Consider the following 5126-nt stretch of genomic DNA (forward strand, 5'->3'; position numbering starts at 1 on the left):
ATGGCCGACCGCGCGACCCCGCGTCGCAGGAGCCTCGACCGCAGCCGGGCCGCGAGGTCGACGGGATCCGGTGCGGGCAGCCCCGCCAGACACGTCTCCTCCACCAGGACCCTGCCGGCACCCAGGGGTATCGCGTACAGGAAGCTCGGGCCGAGTTCGTCGTCGTCGTGGTCCGTCCGCCAGTCCATGAACAGCGCCGGATCACCAGCGAGGGCGGGGGCGGCGTCCTCCGCGTCCAGGACGATCCCGTAGGCGGTCTGGAGGGGCCCTCGGTTGGCGGAGCCACCGGCGCCGCGGCAATCCACCACGCGGTGCGCCCGGGCGGTCAGTGCAGGCAACGCGGCATCGTCGACGGCCGTGGTCTCGACGGTCACGCCGGCTCCGAGAGGCAGTGCCTCGCGCAGGGCGTCGTTGTCGAGCACGCTGTAGGCCCGGTCCACCACGGCCCGGTCGGGGGAGTAGTGCACCGGCGCGTGGACGGAGTGTGCCAGGACGTCGACACCGCACGACGCCACCGAGAGCCACGGGGGGAGCTGGTCGGCCCACAGGGAGAGCGTCTGGCGCCACGGCGCGTCCGGTTTCGGATCGATCGCGAGGACGCTCAGGCCCGCGGCGGCGCAGCGGGAGGCGAGCGCGCGGCCGGCCGGTCCCAGACCGACGACGGCGACGTCGTAGAGAGCAGCCCCCGTAGCATCCATCACGACAGACAGTACCGCCGACGAGAGGACGTGGACGTGCCGGGAGCGTTCTACCACCAGGTCGCCGAGGGCCGATTCGAGTCCTCCCCGTTGACGGCCGGTCCGTGGTCACCGGACTCACAGCACGCCGGCCCGCCCAGCGCGCTGCTGGTGCGGGCCATGGAGCGGTTCGAGCGGCGGCCCGGGGTGCGGCTGTCCCGGGTCTCGGTCGACGTCCTCGGCCCGGTGCCCGTGGCGGACCTGGAGATCGAGGTGCGCACCGTCCGGCCCGGCCGCAGCGTGGAGCTGCTCGAGGCCACCGCCTCCGCAGGCGGGCGGCCCGCCCTGGTGGCCCGCGGATGGCGGATGCGGTCGACTCCGGAGGACTTCCCGGTGCACGGCGACCACACCGGTCCCGAGGTGCCGGACGCCCCGCGCGAACGGGGGGCGATGATGTCCTTCGCGTACGCGGACGGATACCTGTCCGTGGTGGACTTCTCGTTCGACCACGGCGACGGGGACGCCCTGGGGCCGGCCCGCGCGTGGGGTCGGAGCCGGCTCGACCTGCTCGAGGGCGAATCGATGACCGGGTGGCAGCACACGATCCTGGTGGCGGACTCGGCGAGCGGGATCTCCCTGGCCACCGACCCGCTCACTCATCCGGCGGTCAACTGTGACCTGGTGGTCTCGCTGCACCGGGAACCGGAACCGGGGTGGGTGCATCTGGACTCCGAGACGGTGGGCGGCCCCGGTCGCGGCGTCATCACCGACACGCTCCTGTCCGACGACCGGGGACGGATCGGCCGCAGCGTCCAGAACCTGTACGGGCGCAGGGCCGGATGAGAGCATGGCCGCGTGAGGGCGCGGTCGGGGTGACGGGCGGACCCGGGCCGGGCGGAGACCCAGGTCACCGGACTCGTCCCGCGTGTCGCACCGCAGGTAGAGTGGCGGGTCGGCCCGATTCCCCCCGATATCAGACGAGGTACCCGCGCACGTGATCACCATCGACGACCTGGAGGTGCGCGCCGGCGTGCGCACCCTGCTCCACATGGACGGGTCCTCGTTGCGGGTCCAGCCCGGCGACCGGATCGGTCTGGTGGGCCGGAACGGCGCCGGTAAGACGACGACGATGAGGATCCTCGCCGGCGAAGGTGAGCCGTACGCGGGCACGGTCGTCTCGACCAGCGACGTGGGGTACCTGCCGCAGGATCCCCGCGAGGGCAACATGGATCAGCTCGCCCGCAGCCGGGTCCTGTCGGCCCGCGGACTCGACGTGTTGATGCTCCAGATGACCGAGGCGCAGGACGAGATGGTCGCCGCCCCGGACGACGCGGCGATGGACCGGGCCGTGCGGAAGTACGGACGGCTCGAGGACGAGTTCTCCGCGCGGGGTGGGTACGAGGCCGAGAGCGAGGCCGCCCGCATCTGCAACAGTCTCGGGCTCGAGGAGCGGATCCTCACCCAGAACCTCGGCACGCTGTCGGGCGGTCAGCGCAGGCGGGTGGAGTTGGCCCGGATCCTGTTCGCCGCGTCCGACGGGGCGGGCAAGTCGCAGACCATGCTGCTGCTGGACGAGCCCACCAACCACCTCGACGCCGACTCGATCACCTGGCTGCGCTCGTTCCTCGAGAAGCACGAGGGCGGGCTGATCATCATCTCCCACGACGTCGAGCTGCTCGAGGCCGTGGTCAACAGGGTGTGGTTCCTCGACGCGGTGCGCGGTGAGATCGACGCCTACAACATGGGGTGGCAGAAGTACCTCGACGCCCGCGCCACCGATGAGGCCCGGCGCCGCCGCGAGCGCGCGAACGCCGAGAAGAAGGCCTCGGCCCTCAAGACGCAGGCCGCCAAGCTGGGCGCCAAGGCCACCAAGGCCGCCTCCGCCAAGCAGATGATCCGCCGCGCCGAGACCATGATGAACCAGCTCGACGCGGTGCGTGTGGCCGACAAGGTGGCGCACATCAAGTTCCCCACCCCGGCCGCGTGCGGCAAGACCCCGATGTTCGCCAAGGGCCTGACCAAGATGTACGGCTCCCTCGAGGTCTTCGCCGGGGTCGACCTGGCGATCGACAAGGGCAGCCGGGTGGTGGTGCTGGGATACAACGGCGCCGGCAAGACCACCCTGCTCAAGCTCCTCGCAGGGGTCGAGCGCACCGACGGTGAGGGCGGCGTCGTCTCCGGCCACGGCCTGAAGGTGGGCTACTTCGCCCAGGAGCACGACACCCTCGACATGGACGCCAGCGTGTGGGACAACATCCGCCACGCCGCCCCCGACGCCGGGGAACAGGACCTGCGCAGCCTGCTGGGCGCGTTCATGTTCACCGGCCCCCAGCTCGAGCAGCCCGCCGGCACCTTGTCCGGTGGTGAGCGCACGCGTCTGGCGCTGGCGGGACTGGTCTCCTCGGCCGCCAACGTGCTGCTGCTCGACGAGCCCACCAACAACCTCGACCCGATCTCGCGCGAGCAGGTCCTCGACGCCCTGCGCAGCTACGAGGGCGCGGTCGTCCTGGTCACCCACGACCCGGGCGCCGTGGAGGCCCTGGAGCCCGAGCGGGTAATCATCCTGCCCGACGGGACCGAGGACCTGTGGAGCCAGGAATACATGGAGATCGTCGAGCTCGCGTGAGCCGAGCGGCGCGAGGGCTCGTGTCGTCGGCGACCTGCACGGTCGGCCTGGATTTCTCGCCCACGACCGCGCGGCATGGTGGCCGCGGGGTTACGGTGGGGGTGTCGCCGGATCCGGCCTGACGCCGGGTGCACCGACGACGGTGTCACCGAGGAGGTCGACCAATGGATGCACAGCCGGTCGTAGTCGGGGTCGACGGGGGACCCGACTCCCTGAAGGCCCTGGCCTGGGCCGCGGAGTACGCGAGCTCGGTCGGGGCGCCCCTGATCGCCCTGGCCGCCGTCGAGACCCCCGCCGTCGTCGGCCCGTACGCGATGGCCGGGTGGGTGGACCCGTCGATTCTGGAGGAGAGGGCGCGGGCGATGCTCGCGGACGCCGTGAGGGACACCCTGGGTGACGACGCCCGCGTCGACCAGACCGTCCTCCGCGGCCACCCTGCGGAGGCGATCGTCGCGGCCTCGCGGGATGCCCGGCTCGTGGTGGTGGGGAGCCGGGGGTGGGGTGGTTTCCGGGGGCTGCTCATGGGCTCTGTGAGTCAGCACGTGGTCGCGCACTCGCGGTCCCCGGTCGTGGTCCTGCCGCGTCAGGCCGACGACGCCTGAGCGCGGTCGGCGTCGCGCGGCGAACGACGCACAACGCACGACGAACATGACGGGTCCCTGCCGCTCCACGGACGGATCAGGTCTCCGTGTGTCCCACCAGACCCTCGAGCAGTGTCGGGAACCGGGCTGAGACGCCTCGGCGGGGGAGGGCGTTCAACGCCTCGCCCTGGCCGGGAAGCGCGGCGTGCCTACCCGTGACCAGGTGGTCGAGTGCCCTCATCAGCGCCGCGGGGTGGGTGTCCAGCGCACTGTGGCCGTTCTCGATTCGGGTGACCGCCGCGTCCGGGGCGATCGACGCCACGCGGTCGGCGATGTCCGGAGGGGTGCGGAGGTCCCTGGTGCCGCTGAGAAGGACCATCGGCCAGGTGAAGCGGGATACCTCTCGACCCAGGTCGACCGGTTCCGCGTCGAACCCGGGAAACAGAGGTGCGAGCGGCGCATACGTGAGTGCGGGGTCGAGGGGCTTTCCGTCGGTCGGGGCGCCGTACCCTAGTTCGCGGAAGCCAATCGCTCCGGCGATGTCGAACTCGTAGACGCCCGGCACGCGGGCGAGCGTGCCTTCCCTGGTCGCGTAGGCCTCGAGGAGTCGCCAGGCTGCGCCCGCCGGCACCCGCAGCCGTCCCGGCGCCCGACCGCGCACTCGGCCCCGCAGCAACGGACCGAGCAACTCCGGCCCGCCCAACTCGTAGGCCGCGCGGACCACGTCGAGCAGGCGTCGGCCGTCCTCTCCGCGGAGGTAGAGACGCCGCACATCCGCGGCGATCGCGGTGTCGGCATCCCAGAACACCGAGCGCACCGCCCGTCGCTCGAGGTCGATGTCCGCCGACGACTGCAGCGCCGAATCCAACAGCATGCCCGCGACGCGCTCGGGATACAGGGCGCCGAAGCAGGACACCACATAGCTGCCGTAGGAGGACCCGACCAGGTAGGCCGAGTCCACCGCCTCCCGGTCGAGAACCGCCGCGATGTCGCCGGCGACAGCGGCGATCCGCATCGCCGACACCGGCAGGTCCCGGCCGGCGGTATCGGTGCGGGACAAGCCCACACCTCTGTGCTCCACCATGATCAGGTCGTGCCCGAGGCCGGCCGCCCATCGACGCAGGCCGCGATACGGCAGTACCGACCCGAGGCCCGGGCCGCCGGGGACCACCACGGTCGGCCGCCGGGCGTGCGGGCCGGTCCGCACGTAGGTCAGGTCGAACCCGGGCCCGGTGTCGTCGG

General features: G+C 72.1%; 5 protein-coding genes. 3 read left to right on the forward strand and 2 right to left on the reverse strand.

Going from position 1 to position 5126, the window contains the following annotated elements:
- A partial coding sequence (locus G6022_RS16150; protein WP_241731271.1) for a lycopene cyclase family protein occupies positions 1-698 on the reverse strand: 698 nt, incomplete at its 3' end.
- 30 nt (positions 699-728) lie between these two features.
- Here G6022_RS16150 and G6022_RS16155 point away from each other — a divergent pair.
- The 3 genes from G6022_RS16155 to G6022_RS16165 all read left to right on the forward strand — a co-directional run bounded on the left by G6022_RS16155 (position 729) and on the right by G6022_RS16165 (position 3905).
- Positions 729-1520, forward strand: a complete 792-nt coding sequence (locus G6022_RS16155; protein ID WP_347238199.1) for a thioesterase family protein — start codon at positions 729-731, stop codon at positions 1518-1520.
- A gap of 151 nt (positions 1521-1671) precedes the next feature.
- Positions 1672-3303 (forward strand): ATP-binding cassette domain-containing protein, encoded by a 1632-nt coding sequence (locus G6022_RS16160; protein WP_182639891.1) that lies wholly within the window; start codon positions 1672-1674, stop codon positions 3301-3303.
- A gap of 164 nt (positions 3304-3467) precedes the next feature.
- Complete coding sequence (locus tag G6022_RS16165) at positions 3468-3905, forward strand: universal stress protein (RefSeq protein ID WP_179525307.1); 438 nt, start codon at positions 3468-3470, stop codon at positions 3903-3905.
- Positions 3906-3981: 76 nt separating this feature from the next.
- Here G6022_RS16165 and G6022_RS16170 read toward each other — a convergent pair.
- Positions 3982-5126, reverse strand: a 1145-nt coding sequence (locus G6022_RS16170) for an alpha/beta fold hydrolase (RefSeq protein ID WP_182692010.1), incomplete at its 5' end; no start/stop codon positions are given.

Source organism: Dietzia sp. Cai40, from assembly GCF_014145165.1.
In the GTDB taxonomy this organism is placed as follows: Bacteria; Actinomycetota; Actinomycetes; order Mycobacteriales; family Mycobacteriaceae; genus Dietzia; species Dietzia natronolimnaea.